General features: G+C 45.6%; 14 protein-coding genes. 9 read left to right on the forward strand and 5 right to left on the reverse strand.

Annotated elements, in window-relative coordinates; all coding sequences use genetic code 11:
* The first annotated feature begins 356 nt into the window (after nucleotides 1–356).
* The 3 genes from trpB (at nucleotide 357) to ACYVUU_RS05185 (ending at nucleotide 13,291) form a co-directional block, all read left to right on the forward strand.
* Complete coding sequence (gene trpB, locus ACYVUU_RS05175) at nucleotides 357–1,556, forward strand: tryptophan synthase subunit beta (RefSeq protein WP_484500163.1); 1,200 nt, start codon at nucleotides 357–359, stop codon at nucleotides 1,554–1,556.
* Nucleotides 1,557–1,912: 356 nt separating this feature from the next.
* Nucleotides 1,913–12,403, forward strand: coding sequence for a mucin-binding protein (locus ACYVUU_RS05180; RefSeq protein WP_484500164.1), 10,491 nt, complete (start codon nucleotides 1,913–1,915; stop codon nucleotides 12,401–12,403).
* 120 nt (nucleotides 12,404–12,523) lie between these two features.
* Nucleotides 12,524–13,291 carry a hypothetical protein gene (locus tag ACYVUU_RS05185; RefSeq protein ID WP_484500165.1) on the forward strand — a complete coding sequence of 256 codons (768 nt, stop codon included), beginning with the start codon at nucleotides 12,524–12,526 and terminating at the stop codon, nucleotides 13,289–13,291.
* Between the two features lie 48 nt (nucleotides 13,292–13,339).
* On the opposite strand, the gene ACYVUU_RS05190 is transcribed toward ACYVUU_RS05185, so the two are convergent.
* Both ACYVUU_RS05190 and ACYVUU_RS05195 read right to left on the reverse strand, forming a co-directional pair.
* Nucleotides 13,340–13,735 carry a GNAT family N-acetyltransferase gene (locus tag ACYVUU_RS05190; RefSeq protein ID WP_484500166.1) on the reverse strand — a complete coding sequence of 132 codons (396 nt, stop codon included), beginning with the start codon at nucleotides 13,733–13,735 and terminating at the stop codon, nucleotides 13,340–13,342.
* Nucleotides 13,736–13,814: 79 nt separating this feature from the next.
* Nucleotides 13,815–14,486 (reverse strand): NAD(P)H-binding protein, encoded by a 672-nt coding sequence (locus ACYVUU_RS05195; RefSeq protein WP_484500167.1) that lies wholly within the window; start codon nucleotides 14,484–14,486, stop codon nucleotides 13,815–13,817.
* Between the two features lie 515 nt (nucleotides 14,487–15,001).
* On the opposite strand from ACYVUU_RS05195, the gene ACYVUU_RS05200 reads away from it, so the two are divergent.
* On the forward strand, nucleotides 15,002–15,325 hold the full coding sequence (locus tag ACYVUU_RS05200) for a Rossmann-fold NAD(P)-binding domain-containing protein (RefSeq protein ID WP_484500168.1): 324 nt from the start codon (nucleotides 15,002–15,004) through the stop codon (nucleotides 15,323–15,325).
* 258 nt (nucleotides 15,326–15,583) lie between these two features.
* Nucleotides 15,584–16,963, forward strand: a complete 1,380-nt coding sequence (locus ACYVUU_RS05205; protein ID WP_484499678.1) for an IS3 family transposase — start codon at nucleotides 15,584–15,586, stop codon at nucleotides 16,961–16,963.
* 72 nt (nucleotides 16,964–17,035) lie between these two features.
* Here the strand turns inward: ACYVUU_RS05205 and ACYVUU_RS05210 are convergent, their stop codons facing one another.
* Nucleotides 17,036–17,482, reverse strand: a complete 447-nt coding sequence (locus tag ACYVUU_RS05210) for a MerR family transcriptional regulator (protein ID WP_484500169.1) — start codon at nucleotides 17,480–17,482, stop codon at nucleotides 17,036–17,038.
* A 107-nt stretch (nucleotides 17,483–17,589) separates the two neighbouring features.
* Here ACYVUU_RS05210 and ACYVUU_RS05215 point away from each other — a divergent pair, with 107 nt between their 5' ends.
* From ACYVUU_RS05215 to ACYVUU_RS05230, 4 genes are all read left to right on the forward strand, one after another.
* Complete coding sequence (locus tag ACYVUU_RS05215; RefSeq protein ID WP_484500170.1) at nucleotides 17,590–18,327, forward strand: SDR family oxidoreductase; 738 nt, start codon at nucleotides 17,590–17,592, stop codon at nucleotides 18,325–18,327.
* A gap of 227 nt (nucleotides 18,328–18,554) precedes the next feature.
* Complete coding sequence (locus tag ACYVUU_RS05220) at nucleotides 18,555–21,575, forward strand: type I restriction endonuclease subunit R, EcoR124 family (RefSeq protein ID WP_484500171.1); 3,021 nt, start codon at nucleotides 18,555–18,557, stop codon at nucleotides 21,573–21,575.
* Between the two features lie 13 nt (nucleotides 21,576–21,588).
* Complete coding sequence (locus tag ACYVUU_RS05225; RefSeq protein ID WP_484500172.1) at nucleotides 21,589–23,187, forward strand: type I restriction-modification system subunit M; 1,599 nt, start codon at nucleotides 21,589–21,591, stop codon at nucleotides 23,185–23,187.
* Nucleotides 23,187–24,407 carry a restriction endonuclease subunit S gene (locus tag ACYVUU_RS05230; RefSeq protein WP_484500173.1) on the forward strand — a complete coding sequence of 407 codons (1,221 nt, stop codon included), beginning with the start codon at nucleotides 23,187–23,189 and terminating at the stop codon, nucleotides 24,405–24,407. The genes ACYVUU_RS05225 and ACYVUU_RS05230 overlap by 1 nt, the downstream gene beginning before the upstream one ends.
* Nucleotides 24,408–24,548: 141 nt before the next feature.
* On the opposite strand, the gene ACYVUU_RS05235 is transcribed toward ACYVUU_RS05230, so the two are convergent.
* Together ACYVUU_RS05235 and ACYVUU_RS05240 are read right to left on the reverse strand one after the other, a co-directional pair.
* Nucleotides 24,549–24,668: a putative holin-like toxin gene (locus ACYVUU_RS05235; protein ID WP_231523588.1), complete on the reverse strand. Its 120-nt coding sequence runs from the start codon at nucleotides 24,666–24,668 to the stop codon at nucleotides 24,549–24,551.
* Nucleotides 24,669–24,776: 108 nt separating this feature from the next.
* Nucleotides 24,777–25,655: an IS982 family transposase gene (locus ACYVUU_RS05240; protein WP_484499368.1), complete on the reverse strand. Its 879-nt coding sequence runs from the start codon at nucleotides 25,653–25,655 to the stop codon at nucleotides 24,777–24,779.
* Nucleotides 25,656–25,707: the final 52 nt, after the last annotated feature.

Genomic DNA, 25,707 nt, shown 5'->3' on the forward strand with positions numbered 1-25,707 from the left:
ACAAAATTTTTTTGCAAAAAGCTCTTGCACGTTTCTGAAAATCGTCTTAAAATGTAATCAACTTCAAAAGAAAAGACAAATTTAGAAAGGAACGATTAAAATGACTGTACGTAAACTTTGGCAAGACTGGCGTGACTAAGTGAGGCTGCATGTTATATGGTGTAGACTCACTGATTGCAATAATCTAGGGAGTCTATGCCAGGACAATCGTTTCTGAAGAAATCAAAGGACTGTTTGGCATAGTTGGTCAGACAGTCTTTTTTTGTACTCAAAATTAGATATACATGTATAGGCTCCAGCAAAACATAGTTAGAAATAAATTAAAAATAGCAAACTATCAAACAAGGAGAACTATCATGACTGAAGCAACTGCAGAAAAGAAGGAAATGTTTTACGGCGAATTTGGTGGCCAGTACGTGCCAGCTGAAATCCAGGCAGCACTTGATGAAATCGCGGATGAATTTGAAAAGGTGAAGGATGACCTGGACTTTAACGCCGAATTGAACCAGCTGCTTCGCGATTACTCAGGCCGGGCAACTCCGCTTTACTTCGCTGAATCATTGACCAAGCGCCTGGGCGGGGCAAAAGTTTACCTTAAGCGCGAAGACCTTAACCACCTGGGTGCCCACAAGATCAACAATGCCTTAGGCCAAGTCCTGATCGCCAAGCGTCTTGGCAAAAAGCGGATCATCGCTGAAACTGGGGCTGGCCAGCACGGTGTCGCTACTGCCGCTGTCGCTGCCCGCTTCGGAATGAAATGCACCATCTACATGGGGGCAAAAGACTGTGAACGGCAAAGATTAAACGTCTTCCGGATGCGCCTTATGGGGGCTGAAGTAACTCCAGTCACCGCCGGGACCCAAGTCCTGGAAGATGCAGTTGCCGCAGCCTTCCAAGACTTGGCCCAAAACCTGGACACCACCTTCTATCTAGTCGGTTCAGCCGTTGGTCCATACCCATACCCGCAAATGGTCGAACGTTTCCAAAGAGTAATCAGCAAGGAAGCAAGACAACAATTTCTGGACCAGGTCGGCCGCCTGCCGGATGCCGTCATTGCCTGTGTGGGCGGCGGTTCCAACGCTATTGGGGCCTTCGGTGAATTCATCCCTGACAAGGAAGTCCGCTTGATCGGAGCAGAAGGGGCCGGCAAGGGGGCTGACACCCCGGAAAACGCCGCAACCTTGACCAACGGCAAGGTCGGTATCAACGACGGGATGAAGAGCTACGTTTTGCAAGATGATGAGGGAAAAATCTTGCCGGCTTACTCAATCTCAGCCGGCCTGGATTACCCGGGCATCGGGCCAGTTCATTCCTTCCTTAAGGACAGCGGCCGGGCAGAGTACTACCCAGTAACTGATGATGAAGCAGTCGCTGCCTTCAAGCTGCTGTCTGAAACGGAAGGGATCATCCCCGCTTTGGAAAGCTCCCACGCCTTGGCTCAAGCTATCAAGATGGTGCCAGAAATGGATCCTGACCAGATTGTCATGGTCAACCTGTCAGGCAGAGGGGACAAGGACGTTAACCAAGTTGCTGCCTACCTGGGCGAAGAAATTTAAGTGAAATAATATATAGCACCGGAAAGAGTCGGTATTCTCTTTCCGGTTTTCTTTTTGCCTGGAGATACGCAAGGAATTATATTGTTATCACTTTTTTCTCCTAAAGATTAGAGCAATTTTTCTATAGGTAAAAACTGGTGAAAGGTGTATTTTCGCTTTATATCGACTTTGACTAACAATTTGATAATTTATAATCTATTCTAGTTCCCTAAAAGTGCTTATTTTCCGTTAGTAGAATAACTAAAATCTAATAATAATATTATTGACAATCCAAACATTCTTGCTTTATGCTAAAGATAGATATACGAATAAATAAGTATTATAAATTAGCAATAAAAGAGGGAATGAATATGTTGGTGCCTAAGGCAAAAAAATTCAATGCTCGGCAAACAGAAGATGCCAAGCAACGGTTTAGTATCAGAAAGTACAGTTTTGGTGCTACCTCAGTATTGCTGGGCTTCTCCTTCATGCTGATGGGGGCGGGCAGCGTTTCCGCCGACACGACCACTCCAGCAGAAACCAGTACAGAACTGGTTGCTGACGCCGCGGCAAACAGCGGATCCCAGCAGACAACGAGTGAATCAACTGAAGACAGCACGAAGACTGACGCGGCAAGCACGACTGCTGCAACTACCAGTACGGAAAACTCTGCAGCGACTACACAAACTGCTTCTGCTACTGAAAGCACAAATGAAGCTGCTTCCCAGACCGCAGAAAAGAGCAGCACAGACAGCACCAGTTCTGACAGCAATACAACTGAGGCAAAGGAAACTACTGATTCAAGTGCAACTGAGGCAAGTACGGAAAGCACTGGCCAGGCAGCGGCAACTACTGCCAGCCAAAGTACTGAAGAAGAGAATAAAGCATCTACCACTGACACCGCATCTACTACTGCAGAAAAGACGGAAGACGAAAATGCGGCACAAGCCAAGCAAGCGGCTACTGTAAGCAATAATTCAGAAGACCGCCTGGTACAAGGCAAGTCTTTGACCTTGTCCAGCGACAAAATCGGCTATACTTCTGAAAATGGAGAAACTACTGGTAATAGAAGCTCAATTACAGCTACTATTTCCTTCACTGGGGAAGTAGGAGACAAGTTTACGTTAACGGTCCCAGCAAACGTTACTGGTGAGGATATGTCAATTTTGTATGGCATCAATTCTTACACCAAGTCCAGTATCGCGGATACCACTGTAACGCAAGACAACGCAGCAGGTTACTTCTACATTACCAGTGTCTTAAAGGAAGCCGGCAGTCTGACTCAGAACGTTGTCTTTACATCGATAAAAAGCCAAATGACCGCTATCGGCGATAAGATGGTGGACTCTGATTCAATTGGCAGCCGAGAGATGCAGATGGTTCTGTCGGCTGAAGATGCCGATGGCAATAGTTTGGGCTCAGTCAGTGAGACTTTTACCCAAATCATGAAGCCAACGGTTGATCCGCAGCTGACCCGTACCCCAGACAAAAAATATCAGGCAACTATCCAGCCAAACAAGGACTACACTTACTCCTTGAGTCTGAATGAGCTGCTCGGTATCAACAATGCCAGTGACGTTGGATCATTCTCTAGCAACCGGGTAATCAAGAGCATTAACTATGGCACTGAAATCCGAATCCCTGTACCGGCACAGTTTGAGCTGAACGCTTCAGAAACTGCAACCAAAAATGCTTTTAGCGATCAAACCACGATTACCCAAGATGGGATTGGGGCAGATGTTGTGATCACTGTGCCTAAGGGTTCAGGTAACAATGTTGATACATACGATGCTCGGCAGACGCCATACTATATTGTCGGCAAGTATGTTTTTGACGGCAGCGTCAACCAAACAGTTACTGCAGACAAACCTATTACAATCACCCAGTATCTTGATGATGCACAAACCAAGACCTTGACCGGAAACCTTGACATTACCTGGAGCGAAAACGTTAATTCAGAAATTACAAAAGGAAACGCCAGCCTTGGGGGCTACGGTGCCTGGACTGGCAACGAACTGGTCTTAAAGGACACGGCTGACAGACTGACTACTTTTGCATTTGGCAACCTGTCCAGTTATGACTTGACCGACGTATCATTTGATATCAAGGTAGCAGATGGTTTTAACGCCACTGGTATTACTACGCCTAAAGTAGATGGCACTAACAGTTACAGCTATGTTTTGACCTACGCCGATGGCACTACCAGCAGCGGCACAGTGACCGCGGGTGAAGCAATCAAGGCTACGGGCAACAGTCCGATCCGGGAAGCCGTTTTGACTGCAGACTATTGGAAGGCAGGAGCTAAAACCGATGGTGCTGGCGTGGCAATGGATCCGAATACCCAGCTGCAGCGCTTTACGATTACTGGGAATTTGTCTGATACTTATGACGATGGCAGCGCGGTGAAGACCGGCGACAGTCTGACTAATTCCATGACGGTTTCTTCTGACTACTTGAAGGGCGCGACGCAGAAAGTAACGCAGAATATTATCCCAGAGTACATGAGCAGCTTCCGCATCTATGAAGATGGGGGGATCGGCTTGGCAGGCGAAAGCCAGAAGCTGACTATTCTCAGCAACACGGACTTGAGCTTTGTTAAAAATGTCAATCTGGACAAGCCGGTTATTTACGTAGTTTTACCACAATACGCTATTTACAATGAAAATGCGTCAAGCTTCTACGGTGACCCGACTGTCTCAACTTTCTACGTCAATGATGGGGCAAATCAAGTAGTTAAACTGGACTACAGCCAATCAGAGTATCAATACAATATCCGTAACAATAATTACAAGATTGTCGCGGACATCAGTGACGATGCTTTGCCAGGAACATATACCAGTCACTTCTTTGTCAGAACTACGACAAAGATGATGTATATGACGTCCGTCAACTACAATCAGCTCTACAAGCCAGAATACACTGAAGGTGATTCAACGAATGTCTGGACAAATGGGATTTCAACCAACAAGTTTAGCTTGACCGTCCTCACTCCAACTGAAGAATTCACCATGGGTGCCATGAGTCAAGGTAACCTGGATACAACTTTCCAGAATACTGGTAAATCCTTCTCGACTGATTTTGAGGACATGCAGTTCAAGATCACGCCGAAGAACTTGACCAAGGGTGATCTGACCAATGTCCGCATCTACTCCAACTTGCCGACTGAAGGGGATGTACAGCTGACTGGACCGGTAACGACCACCGATACTAATGCCAAAACTTACTATTCAACTAGTCTAGTCGACCTCAGCAGCAATGAAGAAGACAATGTTACTTGGCTGAGCGAGGATGAAGTGACTGATTGGTCAACAATCAAGAGTATCAAGGTCCAAGAAGATACGCTGGCTCAGTCAACGCCGTCCAACCTGTTTTCAATCGTTATTCCAGCCAAAGATACCAGCTTAACAGGCGATGTGGGCAAGTACTTGAATTTGGGCTACAAGGCATATGCTGACCAGTTTGTTACCCCAATTAAAAAGTCCATTGCGACCAGCATTCTGGTTTTAGGGCCGACGGTAGAAAGCAGAACGGTTACTAGAACCATCAATGTCCATCTGCCATCTGGTGAAGTGCAGACCACTAAGCAGGAAGCAACAATTACCAGAACAGGGGTTGTTGATAAGACTGGCAACACGACTTACTCAGACTGGACCACGTCTTCATGGGATGAATTTAGCAATGTCCCAGAAGTTGCTGGTTTTACCCCAAGTCAAAAAGTGGTTGAGGAAGCAACGGTTGATTCAACTACTAGCGATGTCACGATCGATATTACCTACACTGGCAATACCCAAAAAGCCCTGGTTAACTATGTCGATCAAGACAAAAACAATGCGGTGATTGAAAACTCTGGTGACTTAACTGGCGCTTCAACGACTGCAATCGGCTACAGCACTGCTGATACGATCAAGAAATTGGAAGAAGCTGGCTATGTCTTTGTATCAAGCGACTACCCGTCAGATGCAACGTACGACACTGACGACAATGTTGATCAAGTCTACACGGTTGTACTTAAGCACGGCCAAGCAGCTACTAGCCGTGACCAGAAGGTAACCCGGACGGTTGTTTACGAAGTACCAGCTGGCTTTGATACTCCAGCATCAGTAGAAGAAACCCTGTCCTTCACTCAAACTGGCACGCAAGACCTGGTAACCAAGGAAATCACTTGGAACCCAGTTGACTCACAGAGTTTGCAGACAGTAACCAGTCCAAAGATTGCTGGCTTGACTGCTGACAAGAAAGAAGTTGCTTCTGAAGAAGTAACGCCAACTTTTGATGGTGACAAGTCAACTACTGTGAAAGTTGTCTACACGCCAAACCTGCAAAATGCTTTAGTCAACTACGTAGATGAAGATAAGAATAACGAACTTATCGAAGATTCAGGCAACTTGAGCGGCTTTTCAAAAGATATGATCGGCTACAGCACTGCTGATACGATCAAAAAACTCGTTGATGCTGGCTACGTATTCGTCTCAAGTGACTACCCAACTGACGCAGCTTACGATACTGACGACAACACTGACCAAGTTTACACTGTAGTTCTGAAGCACGGCCACAAGTCTGTTGACCGTGACCAAAAGGTAACCCGGACGGTTGTTTACGAAGTGCCAGCAGGCTTTGATACTCCGGCATCAGTAGAAGAAACCCTGTCCTTCACTCAAACTGGCACGCAAGACCTGGTAACCAAGGAAATTACTTGGAACCCAGTTGACTCACAATCTTTGAAGACTGTAATTAGTCCAAAAATTGCGGGTTTGACGGCTGATAAGGATGAAGTTGCTTCTGAGGAAGTAACGCCAACTTTCGATGGAGATAAGTCATCAACGGTCGTAGTTGTCTACACGCCAAACGTTCAAAATGCTTTGATCAACTACGTGGACGAAGACAAGAACTACGAGCTGATCGAAGATTCCGGTACTTTAAGCGGCTTGTCCAAGGACGTGATTGCTTACAGTACTGCCGACACGATCAAGAAGTTGGTGGACGCTGGCTACGTATTTGTATCAAGCGACTACCCAGATGACGCAGTTTACGATACTGACGACAACACTGACCAAGTTTACACTGTAGTTCTGAAGCACGGTCATACGACTGTTGACCGTGACCAGAATGTAAAGCGGACTGTAGTTTACGAAGTTCCAGCAGGCTTTGACGCTCCAGAATCCGTCGAAGAGACTTTGTCCTTCAATCAGACTGGTGACCAAGACTTGGTAACCAAGGAAATTACTTGGAACCCAGTTGACTCACAATCTTTGAAGACTGTAACTAGTCCAAAGATTGTAGGTTTGACTGCTGACAAGAAGGAAGTTGCTTCTGAGGAAGTAACGCCAACTTTCGACGGCGACAAGGAAACCACTGTCAAGGTTGTCTACACTGCTAACAAGCAGAAGGCCTTGGTCAACTACGTGGACGAAGACAAGAACAACGAGTTGATTGAAGACTCTGGTGATCTTACTGGTTTGTCAAAGGACTTGATTGGCTACAGCACTGAAGATACCATCAAGAAGTTGGAAGCAGCAGGTTATGTATTCGTTTCAAGCGATTACCCAACTGATGCAGCTTACGACACTGATGATTCAACTGACCAAGTTTACACTGTTGTTCTGAAGCACGGCCACCAGAGCGTTGACCGTGACCAGAATGTAAAGCGGACTGTAGTTTACGAAGTACCAGCAGGCTTTGACACGCCAGAATCCGTCGAAGAGACTTTGTCCTTCACTCAGACTGGTGACCAGGACCTGGTAACAAAGGAAATCACTTGGAACCCAGTTGATCCTAAGAACTTGAAGACTGTAACTAGTCCGAAGATTGCTGGTTTGACCGCTGACAAGGATGAAGTTGCTTCTGAAATCGTAGTCCCGACCTTCGATGGAGATAAGTCATCAACTGTCGTAGTTGTTTACACACCGAACGTTCAAAACGCTTTGGTCAACTACGTGGACGAAGACAAGAACAACGAGTTGATTGAAGACTCTGGTAACTTAAGCGGTCTGTCCAAGGACACTATTGCTTACAGTACTGCGGACACGATTCAAAAACTCGTTGATGCTGGTTACGTATTCGTCTCAAGCGACTATCCATCAGACGCCGCTTACGACACTGATGACAATACTGACCAAATCTTCACCGTTGTATTGAAGCACGGCCACCAGAGCGTTGACCGCGACCAGAATGTGACCCGGACTGTTGTCTACGAAGTGCCAGCAGGCTTTGACGCTCCGGCATCAGTAGAAGAGACTTTGTCCTTCACTCAAACTGGTGACCAGGACCTAGTAACGAAGGAAATCACTTGGAACCCAGTTGATCCTAAGAGCTTGAAGACTGTGACTAGTCCGAAGATTGCTGGTTTGACCGCTGACAAGGATGAAGTTGCTTCTGAAATCGTAGTCCCGACCTTCGATGGAGATAAGTCATCAACTGTCGTAGTTGTTTACACACCGAACGTTCAAAACGCTTTGGTCAACTACGTGGACGAAGACAAGAACAACGAGTTGATTGAAGACTCTGGTAACTTAAGCGGTCTGTCCAAGGACACTATTGCTTACAGTACTGCGGACACGATTCAAAAACTCGTTGATGCTGGTTACGTATTCGTCTCAAGCGACTATCCATCAGACGCCGCTTACGACACTGATGACAATACTGACCAAATCTTCACCGTTGTATTGAAGCACGGCCACCAGAGCGTTGACCGCGACCAGAATGTGACCCGGACTGTTGTCTACGAAGTGCCAGCCGGTTTTGAAGCACCAGAATCAGTAACTGAAACTGTATCCTTCACTCAAAGCGGTGTTCAAGACTTGGTAACCAAGGAAATCACTTGGACTCCGGTTGATTCACAAAGCTTGAAGACTGTAACTACTCCAACCATCTCCGGTTTGACTCCAGACAAGGACGAAGTAGCTTCACAGGAAGTCGTTCCAACCTTCGATGGTGACAAGGAAACCACTGTCAAGGTTGTCTACACTGCCAACAAGCAGAAGGCCTTGGTAAACTACGTTGACCAAGACAAAAACAACGAAGTAATCGAAAACTCCGGTGACTTGAGTGGTTTGTCAAAGGACTTGATTGGCTACAGCACTGCCGAAACGATCCAGAAACTCGTTGACGCAGGTTACGTATTCGTCTCAAGCGATTACCCAACTGACGCAGCTTACGACACTGATGACAATACTGACCAAATCTACACTGTTGTTCTGAAGCACGGCCAGGCAACTGTTAGCCGTGACCAAAAGGTTACGCAAAACGTTGTTTACGAAGTGCCAGCCGGTTTTGAAGCACCAGAATCAGTAACTGAAACTGTATCCTTCACTCAAAGCGGTGTTCAAGACTTGGTAACCAAGGAAATTACTTGGACTCCGGTTGATTCACAAAGCTTGAAGACTGTAACTACTCCAACCATCTCCGGTTTGACTCCAGACAAGGACGAAGTAGCTTCACAAGAGGTTGTACCAACTTTCGACGGTGACAAGGAAACCACTGTGAAGGTTGTCTACACTGCTAACAAGCAGAAGGCCCTGGTAAACTACGTTGACCAAGATAAGAACAACGAAGTAATCGAGAATTCCGGTGACTTGAGTGGTTTGTCAAAGGACTTGATTGGCTACAGCACTGCCGAAACGATCCAGAAACTCGTTGACGCAGGTTACGTATTCGTCTCAAGCGATTACCCAACTGACGCAGCTTACGACACTGATGACAATACTGACCAAATCTACACTGTTGTTCTGAAGCACGGCCAGGCAACTGTAAGTCGTGACCAAAAGGTTACTCAAAACGTTGTCTACGAAGTGCCAGCCGGTTTTGAAGCACCAGAATCAGTAACTGAAACTGTATCCTTCACTCAAAGCGGTACTCAAGACTTGGTAACCAAGGAAATCACTTGGAACCCAGTTGATCCTAAGAGCTTGAAGACTGTAACTACTCCAACTATTTCTGGTTTGACTCCAGACAAGGACGAAGTAGCTTCACAAGAGGTTGTACCAACTTTCGATGGTGATAAAGAAACTACTGTGAAAGTTGTCTACACTGCCAACAAGCAGAAGGCTTTGGTAAACTACGTTGACCAAGACAAAAACAACGAAGTAATTGAAAACTCCGGTGATCTTACTGGCCTTTCAAAGGACTTGATTGGCTACAGCACTGCGGACACGATTCAAAAACTCGTTGATGCTGGTTACGTATTCGTCTCAAGTGACTATCCAGATGACGCAACTTACGACACGGACGACAACACTGACCAGATTTACACTGTTGTTCTGAAGCACGGGCAAGCAACTGTTAGCCGTGACCAAAAGGTTACTCAAAACGTTGTTTACGAAGTGCCGGCCGGTTTCGAAGCACCAAGCTCAGTAACTGAAACTGTAAGCTTCACTCAGACTGGTACTCAAGACTTGGTTACTAAGGAAATCACTTGGAACCCAGTTGATCCTAAGAGCTTGAAGAGTGTAACTACTCCAACCATCTCTGGTTTGACTCCAGACAAGGACGAAGTAGCTTCACAAGAGGTTGTACCAACTTTCGACGGTGACAAGGAAACCACTGTGAAGGTTGTCTACACTGCTAATAAACAGAAGGCCTTGGTAAACTACGTTGACCAAGATAGTAACAATGCAGTGATCGAAACTTCTGGCGACTTGACTGGCTCATCTAAGGACGCAATTGCTTACAGCACTGAAGACACGATCAAGAAGTTGGAAGCAGCAGGTTATGTATTTGTCTCAAGTGACTACCCAACTGATGCAGCTTACGACACTGATGATTCAACTGACCAAACCTACACTGTAGTTCTGAAGCACGGCCACAAGACAGTTGACCGTGACCAGAATGTAAAGCGGACTGTGGTTTACGAAGTTCCAGCAGGCTTTGATACTCCAGAATCAGTTGAAGAAACTCTTTCCTTCACTCAGACTGGTGATCAAGATCTGGTAACCAAGGAAATTACTTGGAACCCGGTTGATTCGCAAAGTTTGAAGACTGTAACTAGTCCAAAGATTGCTGGTTTGACCGCTGACAAGGATGAAGTTGCTTCTGAAGTCGTAGTTCCGACGTTCGACGGTGACAAGGAAACCACTGTCAAGGTTGTCTACACTGCTAATAAGCAGAAGGCTCTGTTAAACTACGTTGATGCAGACAAGAACAACGAATTGATCGAAGACTCCGGTGACTTGACCGGTTCATCTAAGGACGCAATTGCTTACAGCACTGAAGACACGATCAAGAAGCTGGAAGCAGCGGGCTACGTATTCGTCTCAAGTGACTACCCAGACGACGCCGCTTACGACACTGATGGTTCAACTGACCAAATCTACACTGTTGTTCTGAAGCACGGCCAGGCAACTGTAAGTCGTGACCAAAAGGTTACTCAAAACGTTGTCTACGAAGTGCCAGCCGGTTTTGAAGCACCAGAATCAGTAACTGAAACTGTATCCTTCACTCAAAGCGGTGTTCAAGACTTGGTAACCAAGGAAATCACTTGGACTCCGGTTGATTCACAAAGCTTGAAGACTGTAACTACTCCAACCATCTCCGGTTTGACTCCAGACAAGGACGAAGTAGCTTCACAGGAAGTCGTTCCAACCTTCGATGGTGACAAGGAAACCACTGTCAAGGTTGTCTACACTGCTAACAAGCAGAAGGCCTTGGTAAACTACGTTGACCAAGATGGCAACAATGCAGTGATCGAAACTTCTGGCGACTTGACCGGCTCATCTAAGGACGCAATCGCTTACAGCACTGAAGACACGATCAAGAAGTTGGAAGCAGCAGGTTACGTATTCGTCTCAAGCGATTACCCAACTGACGCAGCTTACGACACTGACAACAACACTAACCAAGTATACACGGTTGTTCTTAAGCACCAGACTCAAGAAAGAGTCAACACTAAGGATGCTAAGCAGACGATCCACTACGTTGGCACTGACCAGCAGCTGCCTGACAAGGTTCAGACTGAAAAGGATGCCTTTAAGCAAGTTGTTGTAGTTGACCTGGTAACTGGCAAGTTGGTGGAAGAAGGTCCATGGACTGGCCAGAAGACTTTTGGCACGGAAACTGTATCGGTAATTAACGGCTACCACTCCGATAAGAAGATCGCCGGTGGTTTGACCGCGACACCAGACCAGCCAGAAGTTGAAGAAACTGTCACTTACGTTCCAAATGGCCACGTCATCCTGGTTGATAAAAATGGGCAGCAACTGCCTGGAACTAGCTCAGACCAGTACACGACTGATCCAGAAGACCCAACCAAGGTACTCGACGTTGTTGTTCCGGAAGTGAAGGGCTACCAGCCGCAAACTGTTCAAGTAGGGCAGAAGCTGACTCCGAGTGACCCATCTGGCGACACTTACATTGTCTACGATGTTCCTACTCAGCCAGTCGAGCCATCTAAGCCAACGACTCCAACTGAGCCGACTAAGCCGGAAACTCCGGTTGAACCGACGACACCGGATCAGCCGACTGTACCGTCTAAACCGGTGACTCCAGTAGAACCAACGACTCCAGACCAGCCAACTGAGCCGACTACTCCAGAGACCCCAGTTGAGCCGTCAACTCCAGACCAGCCAACTGTACCGTCTAAACCGGTGACTCCAAAAGAACCAGCTCAGCCTGAGCAGCCTAGCGTTCCTTCTAAGCCAGCAACTCCGGCAGAACCTAAGACTACCGAGAAGACGAATACTCCGGCTTCTCCAGTCGCAACTGCTTCTCAGACTAGCCAAAAGACCAGTCCAAGCAAGAAGATGACTGCCGCTGAATTGCCACAAACTGGCAGCGATAACAAGCAAAGCAGCGAAATGACCCTGATGGGTGCAATCCTGCTGGCTCTGTCCGCCGCAACCAGCTTTGTCACTGGCAAGAAGCGCAAGAAAGATTAATTTTTAGGCAAAAAGAAAGAGCCTGACAGACAGGCTCTGAACGAAAATGGTGAAGTTCGATCTGATTCGGACTCCACCATTTTTTGATAATGATAAGATATTAGAAAAGGGGGAGGGACCATGAACGGGGGATATTCCGTAACTCAGCGAACAAAAAATGTGAAGCAGCCAAGGGGAGGGTATATCAACCCGAAAGAGCTTAAGGCAGAGTCTTTGGGCCCAGGTATTGAGGCGCTGAATCCGGTCGAAAACATCAGTCCAAACCTGGTTGGTTTAGCTGTCGATTATCTGACCCGCTTTATGTCGGGAGCAAGTGGGCCAGAAGCTTTCGAAATTTCGCTGCTAGGAGCACATAATCTTGGAGAAGATGCTTTAGCCACAAAATTGCTGGCAGAAGTGAAAGGACTGGATGATATCTCGATTGCGAATGCTATTACGCTCACCGGATTTGATGTTGGTTACCGGGCTGGCTTTGGTTATAAGCCGGTTAGCGAGTTCAAGCCGGATCAAGCAACGATTCAGAACGTGAGGACGATGGTTGAACGCTCACTGCATTTTCTTGAGCTCTATGGCCCAAAAGTTCTGGATGGATTTACTTTTGAAGGTGGCTATACAAATACGGTAAGAACGGGTGATGGCGACTTTACTACGGCTGACACCCTTTGGGACTTTAAGGTATCGAAGAGGAAAGTGCAAAAAGAGCACACTCTGCAATTGCTCATGTACTGGCGGATGGGTCTGCATTCGGTTCATCCGGAATTTCAAAGCATCAAGTATCTTGGCATTTACAATCCCCGCCTAAATCAAGTCTACCGTATTGCCGTTGCTGACATTCCGGAAGATGTCATTAGGGAAGTTGAAGAAAAAGTGATTGGGTATGGGATGTAGCAATGCAAAAAGAAAATGGTGGTCCAGAATGGATCACCATTTTTCTGCTTAAAGCTCCTTGATAAAGAAGTATTGGTCATACTCGTTGAAGGCTGGGGCGATTTTGAACAGCTCTTTGTAGCCCATCTTCTTGTAAAAATTTGGTGCTTGAAAGCTGTAGGTGTTAAGGATGATGCGTTTGATTTGCTTTGCCGCGGCCACTTTTTCTACCTTATTGAGCATCTGCTCGCCGTAGCCATGGCCTCGGTATGCCTCTGCCACACAAAGATAGTCGATTTCAACCGTATCAAAAACAGCACTGGCAACAATGCCCGCAGCAATTTTTCCATCCTCTTCGATGTAAAAGCTGTAGTCACCCGAATCCTCCATGAACTGAGCATTGTATTCTTGCAGCATCTGGTGCACTTTCTCGTTGACTTGCCTGCTGCTTTTCTTGATTTCCATCTTGTCTGCCTCCTTTTTTAGATTTTAGCAAAAGGAAAGACGAAAAAATAGGTCTGCTGGTTAAGCAGGCCTATTCTTCTTAATATACAGGGCGGGTTAAACCGTCAGTATCTGGGTCAGCGATCCCCAGGCTGTCCCGGCTGCCGAAAGTCGGATCAGCCACGATCTTCAAGACTACGTCAGCGATGCTTCGTCTTGACCCAGATACGCCAATAAATTTGTCGTGGCGGTGGGTGATGGAGTACTTAACTTCTGGCCGGTCGTTCAGCCATGGCAGGCGTAGAGTGGTGTAGTCAAGGCCGGATTCTTCCAAAAGCTGGTCAGCATTGACTGGAGAGCTGCCTTCTGGGTTGCCGCCGAAGCAGAAGTCCCGGTTCCACTTGCCGAATTCACCTGGAACTTCATCGTACAAGCCCAACAGGCTGGTTTCGATCACCCGGCTGATCTTGTTTTCCTTAGCCGCCGCGATGATGTTTTTGGTTGGGCGATTGTTACCGGCATCGTCATGGTCAACGACAGCTGAGAAGATCATGTCACAGCCCTTAGCCGCGTCAACTACGTCTTGTTTGTTGTTGATGTCACCATCGACCAAAGTTACCCGGTCTGGGTAGCGGTCTTTTAAGCTTTGCAAGCGGCTGGCCCGGCGCAGTAACAAGACCAGGTCGACATCCTTGAACTTGTCTTCAGACAAAATTCTTTCTTCAACGATGCGGGCAATTTGCCCGTTAGCTGCCAAAATCAGTAATTTCATGTTTATTTTTTCCTTTCTGCTTGTCGGATTCTCTTGATGCTTTTATGATAGCGGGGCGCAAGCTTTTTGAAAAATACCTAATGTGCAAGATGGTATGCGGGTAAAACATAGCTTTGGGATGTTTCAGACGTATGGTTCAATACGGTTATTGCAATGTACTTACAGAGGCAAATCTATTAATCTAATAGAAAAAGAAAGGCGTGATTACATGAAAACATGGTTGATTACTGGGGCATCGACCGGCTTGGGCCGGGGAATCGCAGAGGCTGTTCTAGAGGCAGGAAATAATGCGGTTCTTACCTCTAGAAGCGAAGAAGGCTGGCAGATTTTGCGGACCGCTATCCAAGTCAGGTTTTGGCCTGCAGTTTGGAATTAACTGACAAAAGCCAGTGAGATGCTGCAATAGAAGCAGCTTTGCGGCGCTTTGACAAAATTGACGTTTTAGTCAATAACGCTGGGAGAGGTCATTTCGGCTCAGTTGAAAGAAGCAGTGAGCAAGAGAACAAGTTAAGCCTTTGGGCATTGACGCGATGATCGTCGAGCCGGGAGCCTTCAGAACGGAGTTCAGAGTAGCCGCCAGCGGCGACCCAGATGAAGAAAATCCAGCTTATACCAAAACCGCCGAGGCCAGTCGGGAATTCTTGCGCGAGCACCCGCACGATCAGCCGGGTGATCCGGCTAAGGCGGGTAAAGCAATATACCAAGCCAGTCAATTGACAGAAAAGCCGAAGGTCTTGATCTTAGGCAAAGGCATGATTGAGCTTGCCCAGAGGAAGCTGGCCGACCGGGCGGAAGAAATTGCCAATTGGCGGGACTTGGCTGAAAGCACCGACTTTTAGGCTAATATTTCGGATGATACTTGGCCATGACCTTTTTTCAGTGCTGTTTTTGACGGTCAAGGTGTAATACATCAGACGTTAGGCACCAGGCACCTGGTTATGAAGGTGGGATGCCGGTAATTGACATAACAGATCGTTGAACTTGATCGTATTTATCAACGTAGATAACCAAAGTCTACCAGACTTTATGGTATTAAAAAGAGCTTGATTTTTGATATGACCCCCGAAATTAGGACACTAATTTCGGGGGTTATTTTCATGACTAAATACACTAAAGAAATCAAACTCGCTATTTACCACGAATGGGTAGACGATCATAGAAGAGGCACCTACCTCAGCCGAAAATATGGGATGGAGCGCGGAGGAATCCAATATTTGGTAGACTTGATCCAAAAGCATGGCGAAGACATTTTGGATCGCCCACAACAGAAATATACTGCTGATTTCAAGCTTGCTGCCATTGATAGAGTTCTGCTAGGTGGTGAAGCTCTTAGGCAGGTTTCCTTAGACTTAGGGCTTACAAATACAGGAATTCTTGCAAATTGGCTTCGCTCTTTCAAAGAAAACGGGTATACTGTCATTACCAAGAAGAAAGGTAGACCACCCAAGAATGCCCAAAAGCAAGGACAAACAACGGATCAAAGAGCTGGAAGAGCAGGTAAAGAGGCTTACAGTCGAGCTTGCATACATAAAAAAATTGGAGGCCTTAATTCAAGAACGGAAGAGCCAAGAAAAGAAAAATTAGCTCGTGCAATCACTGAATTAAGGCAAGAATTGCGGCTTAGCGTTAAGTACATTATCGACGTTATCAATGCCAACCCTGGATTGCCTCATATCTCAAGAAGTAACTACTACTACCAAATCCATAAGCCTGATAAGGATTCTGGTAACCAGAAGCTGATGGATAGAATCAAAGAGATCTTTCTTGAACACAGCCGACGCTATGGGTACCGGCGAATTTACGGACAGCTTCGCCGGGAAGGCTATGAGATCAACCATAAGAAGGTGCAGAGGCTCATGCAAAAGATGGGCTTATTCGCCATCGCAATCCGCAAGAAACGTAAATACAGCAGCTATTACGGCGTTCAAGGCAAGATCAAGCCAGACTTAATCAAGCGCAATTTTTACGCAATTATTCCGGACAGACATTGGTTTACCGACGTGACTGAATTCCATCTTAAAGATCAAAAGCTCTACCTTTCTCCAATTATCGATGGTTGTACCCAAGAAATCATCTCCTACAACATTTCTAGGCACCCAGACCTTAAGCAAGTGATGACTATGCTAGATGACGCATTTGAGAAGCACCCGGCTCTTAACGGGCTTATTTTCCACTCAGACCGTGGCTGGCAATATCAGCACCAAGCATATCAAGCGGCTCTGGCTAACAGAGGGATCGATCAGAGCATGTCCAGGTTGGGTAATTCTCTTGATGACGGCTTAATGGAGGGCTTCTTCGGCATTCTTAAGCGGGAGATGTTCTACGGCCAAGAACATAAATACAAGGACTTAAATGAGCTTGAACAAGCTATTCACAAATACATCGATTACTACAACAACGTAAGAATCAAGACAGGACGAAAAAACATGACCCCGATTGAATATCGGAATCATGTTTTAACAACCTTAACGGCGTAATACTAAATTGTCCCAATTTTGGGGGTCACATCATTCCGTTAATGGAAGTCAGGCTCTTTTTGATTGAAAAAATTACTCTTGGCCAGATTCATAGTTTTGGCACAGGAACTCGTCGGCATGCGGCAATTTGTCGTGCTTCATCAGCTCTTTTTCGGTACCGGCCTCCACCGCGCTCTTGTAGTAGGCGCACTTGTGGTTGATCACGTCCAGGGTCTTCTGCAGGTCGGCAATCTGCTCTTCAACGACCTCCTTGCGCTTGAGGAAGAGATCGTAGCGCTCTTGCAGGGAAGAGTCGCCCTCTTGAGCCCACATAGAGAACTGCTTGATGTCCTTGATCGGCATGCCGGTGCTTTTCAGGCAGTCGACGATCTGCAGCATGGTTAGGTCGGATTCGTTGAAGACACGGTAGCCGGATTCGCACCTCTCCAGGTAGGGGAGCAGGCCCTCTTTGTCATAATAACGCAGGGTCGTTGACGGGATCCCGGTCATTTTGGAAACTTCTTTGATTGTGTATCCCATAAGAAAAAAATCTCCTAAAAAGTTTGACTTTAGAGTTAACTCCAATGTTATATTCTATTCAGATGAAATGCAAGAGATATAATCAATTTTTTCAGGAGGCAAATCAGATGAGCAAAGTTATCGTAATTACGGGCGCGTCCAGCGGGATTGGTGAAGCCAGCGCGAAGGTACTGGCTGAGCAAGGCAACAAGGTCGTGCTTGCTGCCCGCCGGGAGGACCGGCTGCAAAAGCTGGCAGACGAGATCAAGGCAGCTGGCGGAGAAGCCATTTACGTGCTGACTGACGTTGCAAAGATGGACGAAGTTCTTGCCTTGGGCAGCAAGACGGTCGCGACTTACGGCAGAATCGACGTCTGGATCAACTGTGCCGGTTTGATGCCACTGTCTGAGCTGGCCAAGGGCAAGACAGACGAGTGGGAGGCAATGATTGACGTCAACCTTAAGGGGACCCTGTACGGCATTCACGCGGCCTTGCCAGTTATGAGAAAGCAGCAGTCAGGCCAGATTATCAACATTGGCTCTGTTTCCTCCCACATTCCGACTCCGGCAGGCGGCGTGTACGCGGCAACCAAGTTCGGCGTCAGAGCCTTGTCGGAATCACTGCGCCAGGAAGAAGCAGCCGCTGGCAGCAACATCCGCGTGACGCTGATTGCTCCGGGCGCGGTTGACACTGAATTGCCGCAGCACGTCACCGATCCAGAGCAGCGCAAGGGGATGGATGCCTTTTACGCAAGCACGGCTATTCCCGCAAAATCGGTTGCTGATTCAATTGCCTTTGCGGTCAACATGCCAGAGCACACGGCAATCAACGAAATCCTGCTTCGCCCGACTGCCCAGGTTTTGTAAAAACAATTCAGTTGTTGGACTAGATACATGAACATCAAACAGTTACTGAAAAAGGCTTGATTCCTGCTAGGAGTCAGGCCTTTTTTGGCGTAATTTTGTGCGTTATGCAAGCGCTTAGTAGCTTGATTTTTCGATAATACTATCACTTGCTTAAAGAAAAAGATAAAATAGTATTTATAGATAAAAAAGGCATCTTAGTAATGATGCTGCTGAGGGAAGAGGAAAACATGACTGTTGAAGCACAGCTGGAAGATAGATTAATTGCGCAATTAACACAAGATGTTCATCAATGGAAGTTCCGTGACGATTTACGATCTGTAGATCAACTATGGGAGAACTTTTTTAACATCTTAGAGTCAAACAATAAAGACCAGTTGCATGATCACCCGTTGACGGCTAACGAAAAGCTGACGGTAAAAACGGCGATCGTAAAACCGACTTTTTACCGGGCCACGGAATTTATGGTTGGGGCAAACCGGCAGGTCCGTTACCACTTAAAGAGAGAAGATTCTTCTATTCCAGACGCTGATCTGCTGATATTAGACAATACTAACATTGCTGGTGGGAACTCCGTATATGAGGTTGTCCACCAAGTGCAGTTGCAAAAGAAAACCGCCCTTAACCAAGACCGACGCCTTGACGTAAGCTTGTTGATCAACGGGTTGCCAGTGATCCATATTGAATTAAAGGCACCGAATGTTTCATATAAGAAGGCATTTAACCAGATTCAAAAGTATATCGATGAGGGGCAGTTTACCGATATTTACAGCTTTGTTGAAATGTTTGTGGTAACTAACGGCACGCAAACAAGATATATTTCTGCCGGTCAGAACTTGAACTCGAAATTTTTGACTGCCTGGGTTGATGAAAATAACCAGCGGGTTGACGACTACTTAAGCTTCGCGCAAGATGTTTTGTCGATTCCTGCTGCTCATCACATGATTGCTGACTACGTGGTCTTAGACAGTGAAAATAAGAGCGTTATTTTATTGCGTCCTTACCAGATACATGCAATTCAAGCTATTTTTAAGGCATCCCGGGAAAGCCAGTCAGGCTATGTTTGGCACACAACAGGTTCTGGTAAGACTTTGACTTCCTATAAGGTGGCACGGAACTTATTGCAGATTCCATCAATTGACAAGTCCATCTTCTTGATCGACCGTAAAGACCTGGATACGCAGACCACGACTGCTTTTAAGATCTACGCCAACAACGACACGATCAGTGTCAATGAAACCAGCAACAGTTATGACTTGGCTGATCAGTTGACGGATGGGGACCGGACTGTAGTGGTTACAACCCGGCAGAAGATGCAGAATATGTTTAAGCGGATTGAGGAATTAGATCAACTGCCTAAACGATATGAGAGCTTGAAGAACATGCGGCTGGCGTTTATTGTCGATGAATGCCACCGGACGATCACTCCTAGCCAAAAGCGGGAGATTGATAAATTCTTTAACCGCAAACCATTGTGGTACGGCTTTACTGGCACACCGATTTTTAACGAGAATGCCCGGGCAAAGAATGGTCAAGACGCGCGAACGACGGAAGAATTGTATGGGCCAGTCCTGCACAAGTATACGATCGGGGATGCAATTAGAGACAAGATGGTTTTGGGCTTCTCCATCGATAATCAAGGTGGAAGCAACGAAGATGGGAACGAAGAAGATACCAAGAAGATGGACCAGATTTACCGGTCCAAGGCCCATATGCATTCAGTTGCGACAGCAGTAATTAAAGCGGCGTACCGCAAGCAGGGCCTTATTTCTGGCAAGAAATACTCAGCTATTTTAACGACTTCGTCAATTGAGCAAGCCCAGAAGTACTACCGTATCTTCAAGAAAATCATCGATGGGGAAGACGAAGAATTTAAGATTCCAGAACGAATCAAGAAGGTGGCACCAGACTTCCCAAAGATCGCTATTACTTATTCGGTTAGTGAAAACGAAGATGATTCAGAATCCGTGCAGGATGAGATGAAGCAGTCACTTGCGGACTACAACGCCGTTTATGGTACGAACTTCTCGATGGCCGAGCTGGATCAGTACAATCAAAACGTTAACGCCCGGTTGGCACGCAAGAAGGCTCAATACCAAGCTGATAGCCAACGTTTAGACCTAGTGATAGTTGTTAACCGTTTGCTGACCGGCTTTGACTCACCAAGTTTGTCGACTTTGTACATTGACCGGCCGCCGATGAGTCCGCAGGACATGATCCAGGCCTTTTCTAGAACCAACCGGATTTTTGATAAAGACAAGACTTGGGGGCAAATCGTAACTTACCAGTATCCAAAGACCTTTAGTGAGAAGATTGATGATGCGATTGTCCTATATTCTAATGGTGGGGAGAAGTACGCGGTTGCTCCAAGCTGGGAAGAATCAAAGGAAAGCTACGTATCAGCCCGTTCTAAAATTGACATGTACAGCTTCGATGCAGATGGACCCTCAATTTATGATGCTCCCAAGGAACAAAAGAAGAAATTCGTTAAAGCTTTCCAAGAATTTGACAAGGCTTTGGCTGCAATCAAGACCTATGATGAATTAGATACCGAAGAAGGCTTGATGCAATTAGGTGTGAGCGACATTACACCAGATGATTGGGAAGCCATGCGGGGAGTTTACGAGGACATTCTGGATGATCTGCGGAAAGACCCAGATAATGATCCTGATCAAAATGATGACATCGATGATGAATACGAACTTGAATCATTCGGACAAAAGGAAATCGATGAGCGCTATATCATGAACTTGATCCAGGCATTCTTGCCAGAAAGCTCTGACACTCAAGAAGAAGCTAGCGGCAATGAAATTTCGCCAGAAACAGTCAAGGAAATCAATGGTCACATTGATGAATTGGCAAAGACAAACGAGCTCTTGGCAGAGATCATGCGAAAGCTCTGGAATCAGATCTTGCAGGATCCGGCTAAATATGCTGGCAAGCAGGTCGATGAGCTCCTTGAGTCCTTGATTGACCAGGAATTGCAATCAATCATGCGTGAGTTTGCTGATAAGTACAAGGTTGACTACGACCAGTTCCGGTACGTTATGGCTAACTATGACCCTAAGTTAAAGGGAAACAAGCAAAAAGGGATGAACGACCTTTTGGACAAGGAACGTTTCGTCGACTACTTGAATGACAATCCGGATTCTGACTTAAATAAGCCCTACCGTTGGAAGAGTGAAGTTCGCGAACAGGCCAAGCAATACTATGTAGATAAGATTGGCCCGTTGATTAACAGAGAAGCATAGAAGGAAGAAGAATATGGCAGAAGAAAATTCAACAGTTAGCTTGCAGAGTGGTTTATTTGCGGCTGCAGACGTCTTGCGTTCAAAGATGGATGCCAATGAGTATAAGAACTATCTTTTGGGGACTGTTTTCTATAAATATCTTTCCGACCAGCAACTGTACAAGCTCGCAGAAGATGCTGGTGAAGACGATGTTACTTTAGACGAAGCCCAGAAAATCTATGAGGAAAATCTTGAAGAAGAAGACCTCCTAGAAGAGGTTAAAGACGAGCTTGGATATTTGATCGAACCGGAGTACACATACACCAAGATCTTAGATAATGCCAACGATGGCAGCTTCCAACTCAATCAGTTAGGGGATGCCTTTAACAAGCTGGAAAGTCAAGGCAGCAGTTTTGAAGGCTTGTTTGACGACTATGACCTGTATTCAAAGCGGCTGGGACAAAACTTGCAAAAGCAGACAGATACAATTGCCGGAGTGATTAAGGCGATCGGCAAATTAGAACTGGTTAAGACACCTGGTGATACCTTGGGAGATGCTTACGAATACTTGATCAGTCAATTTGCTTCAGAATCAGGTAAGAAGGCCGGCGAATTCTATACTCCGCAAGAAGTGTCAGAACTTTTGGCACGTTTGACTTTGGTAGGTAAGGATTACTCTTCCGGGATGAGCGTTTACGACCCGGCAATGGGGTCAGGTTCATTGCTGCTGAACTTTAGAAAGTACGTTCCAAACTCATCAAGAATTACTTACTACGGGCAGGAAATCAACACGTCAACCTTTAACTTGGCTAGAATGAACATGATCCTGCACCACGTTGATTTAGCAAACCAGAAGTTGAGAAACGGGGATACGTTAGACGAGGATTGGCCAGCTGAAGAAACTACCAATTTCGATTCAGTTGTCATGAACCCGCCATATTCACTTAAATGGAGCGCGGACAAGGGCTTCTTGGATGACCCACGGTTCTCTAAGTATGGTGTTTTGCCGCCAAAGTCAAAGGCTGACTATGCTTTCTTGCTTCACGGCTTCTACCACTTGAAGCATAGCGGGGCAATGGCTATTGTTCTGCCGCACGGGATTCTTTTCCGTGGTGCGGCGGAAGGAAAGATCCGGCAAAAGTTGCTTGAAGAGGGCGCAATCGATGCAGTAATCGGTTTGCCCGCAAACTTGTTCTACTCAACTGGCATCCCGACCACTATTGTCGTTCTTAAGAAGGACAAGCAGGATCGGAGCGTGCTGTTTATTGACGCATCTAAGGAGTTTGAGAAAGTTAAGACTCAGAACAAGCTGCGGCAAGAAGACATTGATAAGATCTTGAAGACCTATGAAGAACGGCCTGCAGATGTTGAGAAGTATGCTCACTTAGCAAGTTTTGATGAGATCAAAGAAAATGACTTCAACTTGAACATTCCTCGTTACGTTGACACTTTTGAGCCAGAACCAGAAATTGATCTGCGAGACGTGGCTAAGGAGTTGCGGGATATTGACCAACAGATCAATGAAAACGAGAAAGAATTGGTAGGGATGCTTAAGGAATTGACTTCAAGTGACGATGATATCATGGCAGGATTGCAGAGCATCATCGAAGATTTTGAGGAGGAAATTCACTAATGAAAGACGAAAAAAAGGCTCCTAAACTGCGGTTTAAAGGCTTTACTGACGATTGGGAGCAGTGTAAGTTATCCGATATTTCAAAAAAATCGTATGAGAAGAACACGGACAACAAATACTCCACGGTTTTAACTAATTCTGCTGAATATGGCATCGTTAAACAACGCGATTTTTTTGATAAAGATATTGCTAATTCAAGCAATATTTCAGGCTACTATGTAGTTAGAAAGAATTATTTTGTATATAATCCGCGTATTTCTAATCAAGCAAAGTTTGGTCCAATAAATCGAAATAAATTGCATGAGACCGGCATAATGTCGCCGTTATACTTAGTTTTTACGGTGCACGATATTGATGAGTCTTTCTTAGAAACACTATTCCAAACTACAACTTGGCATAGATTTATGTATCAAAATGGTGATACTGGCGCAAGAGCAGATAGATTTGCGATCAAAGATTCTACATTCATGTCTATGCCAATTAAGGTGCCAACGCTAGAAGAACAACACAAACTTGCTTTAGCCTTTCAAAAGCTAGATCGCACCATCACTTTACATGAGGAAAAGAAACGCCAACTTGAGCACCTTAAAAGCGCTTTATTGCAGAAGATGTTCGCTAATAAGAGCGAGTATCCCGCTATTCGGTTTGAAGGATTTAGTGACGAATGGGAGCAAGCAAAATTTGGAGAGATAACCAAAAAATATAAAATCCGAAATAAGCAAGGACGAATATTAAAAAGCTTCTCTGTATCTAATTCAAATGGATTCGTTCCTCAAGAACTGCAATTCGAAAATGGTGGGTATGCATTAAATGCGGATAAAACAAATTCAATAATTGTTAAGCCAAATTCATTTGCATATAATCCAGCAAGAATTAACGTTGGATCAATTGGATATTATAATGGCGATAAGGATATTCTCGTCAGTTCACTATACGAAGTATTTACACTACGTGAGGGATTTGATTCAAAGTATATGTGGTATTGGATTAAAAGCAACAATTTTGACCGGTGGATATATCGTCTTCAAGAGGGTAGCGTTCGATCATATTTCTACTATGATAAATTTTCTGAGATAAAAGAAGTACTTCCCACCTTAGATGAGCAGAAAAAAATTGGTCAATTGCTCTCAAAACTAGATTCAGTCATTAATGTACATGATAGAGCACTATATTTGCTGAAAATGATAAAACAATCTTTACTCCAAAAAATGTTTATCTGAGCCAAATATGCTATAATAGTAAAAGAAAAGAGAGTCTTGTTGGCGCAAGACTCTCTCATAGATGGCCCGCTTCAAAGGCGGTGACAGTATTAGAACAAATTAGTCGTCCCTAACTGTGCAAAGTTAAGAGGGACGACTTTTTTACTTGCCATGCTTATCAACATAAGTCAACAAAGCAATAACGAACATTCCAAAAGTGAGCATCAAGCTCAGCGCTTCGTATACGCTCATGACTACCTTACCTTTACAATAATTCTCCATGGAACCACCTCCAGGATTCAGATAGTCACCGCCCTTAAAACTTGCCTCTTAGATTATATCAGATTTCCACAAGTCACTCATTCTAAATTTAGTCAGTTACGCGTGGTGCTAGTTGAAGAAGTTGAGTCCATATCTCTGTAGGATGTAGCTGATATTGTAAGTTAGTACGATTATCTCGACGGTTTGTTGGAAACCGTCTGTACTTCTTGCAAGAATATTTTCAATTCCGTAGTACTTTAGTACAGAGAACACACTCTCGATCGTTCGGCGAATTGCCATTAGCTCTCTTTTGTTATGCTGCTTAGCACCTTTCATATTTTTCCGGTAAGGTGTCCACAGTATATAGCCGTTTATCTTGAGAGTATCGTGCAGCTGCTTGCCTATATAGCCTTCATCGCCTAAAATAAAGTGCCCTTCGGGATGGGTAGTGAGAATCAGCTCTTCTGCTTCTTTTGCATCGTGTATTGATGCTTGTGTGATTACATAGCCAAGAACATAACCGTCTTGAGCTACGGCAAAGTGGCCTTTAAAGCCGTAATAGTAAAACTGTTTGGTTGAGTTATAGCCAATGTTGGCAATTCCTTCAAACACTTTAGCTCTGCGGTTTCTGATTGGCTGACACAAAGGCATGGGTAGACTGTCAATGATCATGTACTGATCAGACAGATCGACTCTTGAGTTTAGTTCGTTGACGATCTGAACAGTGATGCCAAGAAGCGCTCTAGCTCTGCGATTGAAACGAGATCTGGAGAGCCCACAAAGTCCCCAACAGCGAGCAAATCTGCGCTGAGAAGATATACCTTCCTCAGCTTGCCAGACAAGTAATGCAATAATTTCGTAGTCTGGAACCTTTACCAGACTGGCATTGCGACGGTGAGTTAACCGAGATGGAGCGTACTTGTAATAAAGTTTCTTGCAGATTTTCGACAAAGTTCGAAATTCCACTTGCAAACGGTGACTATAACGTTTAATCTGTAGTTGGTTCAACATTGTAAGGACTCCTTTCTTTTTTCCAACTAGAGTCTACAATGTTGGACCT

Source organism: Lactobacillus sp. WILCCON 0058 (genome assembly GCF_057198005.1).